The organism is Pseudomonas sp. G1002, from assembly GCF_013385455.1.
In the GTDB taxonomy this organism is placed as follows: Bacteria; Pseudomonadota; Gammaproteobacteria; order Pseudomonadales; family Pseudomonadaceae; genus Aquipseudomonas.
Genome location: NZ_JACAPY010000042.1, coordinates 1 through 1,803 on the forward strand (window position 1 = coordinate 1; position 1,803 = coordinate 1,803).

Annotated in this window: 1 protein-coding gene; it reads left to right on the plus strand. The window is 56.5% G+C overall.

What is annotated here, in order from left to right:
• Nucleotides 1-190 precede the first annotated feature (190 nt).
• Nucleotides 191-1,743, plus strand: a protein-coding gene (locus HX801_RS26485; protein WP_218166280.1) for an IS3 family transposase whose coding sequence is annotated in 2 segments (ribosomal slippage) — nucleotides 191-653 and nucleotides 653-1,743 — 1,554 coding nt in all. Because the reading frame shifts where the segments join, the coding sequence is not laid out codon by codon here.
• Nucleotides 1,744-1,803 lie beyond the last annotated feature (60 nt).

A 1,803-nucleotide genomic window follows, 5' to 3' on the forward strand; every position in this document is an offset into this window, starting at 1 on the left:
GCTTTTCTGTGGGAGCGGGCTTGCTCGCGAAAAACCTGAGAGCGCCGCGTTGAATCAGGATGCCCGCGTCATCGTTAACGACCTTCGCGAGCAAGCCCGCTCCCACATTTTTGACCGTGCCCCCGGTGTCAGGGTAGTTGTCGTGCCCCCACTTTTTTAAAAACATTCCGGGGGCGGCAAGAGTATGGTCATGCCTTTCTACTCAGAAGAGCGCAAAGCTGCGCTGCTAAAAATGATGCTTCCGCCCCTGAGCCTCTCGGCGGCGGAGGTCGCTCGCCGCGAAGGTTGCAGCGATATGTCTCTCCATTATCGGCGCAAGCAAGCCGCTGCCAGAGGAACGCAATTGTCCGACACCAAACAACCTGTTGAGAATTGGTCAGCCGAATCCAAAATGGCGGTCATCATAGAAACAGCAGCTCTGTCAGAGCTGGAACTGGGTGAGTACTGCCGGCGAAAAGGGATTTTTCCTGAGCAAATCACTGATTGGCGCAATGCATTTATCGCCAGTAGCACCCAGCAAACAAAGGTTAAAAATGTAAACACCGGCCAGTCGAAGAACGATAAAAACCGTATCCGCGAGCTTGAGCGCGAACTGCGGCGCAAGGATGCGGCATTGGCTGAGACAGCGGCGTTACTGGTGTTGCGAAAAAAGCTCAATGCCTACTGGGGGAGCGACGACGAGGGCAACTGACCTTGTTGCCAGAACGGTATTTACTCGTTGGTTGGCTCAATGAAGCCATCGCGGCGGGCGCCCGCAGGGCGCCTGCTTGTCTGGAGGTCGGCATTTCGCTACGGACACTGCAACGCTGGAGTTTGCCTGAAAAAATACTGGCCGATGGGCGTACCACAACCTCAAGACCCGTGCCCAGCAATGCGCTCAGCGATTTCGAGCGCCAGACCATCGTAGCGCTGTGCAACAGCAAGGCTTACGCGCATCTGCCCCCGAGTCAGATCGTGCCACAACTGGCGGACGAGGGGCGTTATGTAGCCTCAGAGGCGACGTTTTATCGTGTGTTGCATGCCGCAGGCCAGCAACATCGTCGTTCACGTGCCAAGCGACCTCATCGTCATCCGGCACCCACCACTCATGCGGCGACAGCCGCTAATCAGGTGTGGTCGTGGGACATCACGTACCTGCCGTCACCCGTTCGAGGGAAGTTTTACTACCTCTACCTGATCGAAGATATCTACAGCCGAAAGGCGGTGGGCTGGGAAGTTTACGACGTAGAAAGTGGTGAAAAAGCAGCAGTATTACTGCAACGAAGCGTGACCCAGGAACAGTGCTGGCGCCAGCCGCTGGTGCTGCACTCTGACAACGGCGCGCCGATGAAGTCGGTGACGCTGCTGACCAAGATGTACGATCTGGGCATCACGCCGTCGCGTGGTCGACCGCGGGTCAGCAATGACAACCCGTATTCGGAATCACTGTTCAGGACGCTGAAATACTGCCCGCAGTGGCCACCAGATGGTTTTAGCAGCCTGGATGATGCGCGTGTTTGGGTGAGGGACTTTATGACCTGGTACAACACCGAGCATCGTCATAGCCGAATCCGTTTTGTGACACCGGCTCAACGTCACGAGGGAAAAGACCGGGAAATCCTGGCCCGGCGCGATGCAATCTACGGGCAAGCTAGAGAAAAGAGACCGGAGCGTTGGTCTGGTGAGACACGCAACTGGAAGCCAGCCGGAACGGTATACCTGAACCCCGAAAGGGAGCTGACAGTGAGCATCAAGGTCGCGTAGCACGATGGTGGACGCGACAACTACCTTGAAAAACGCCGCGTGCCCGCTTTAGATTTTGAT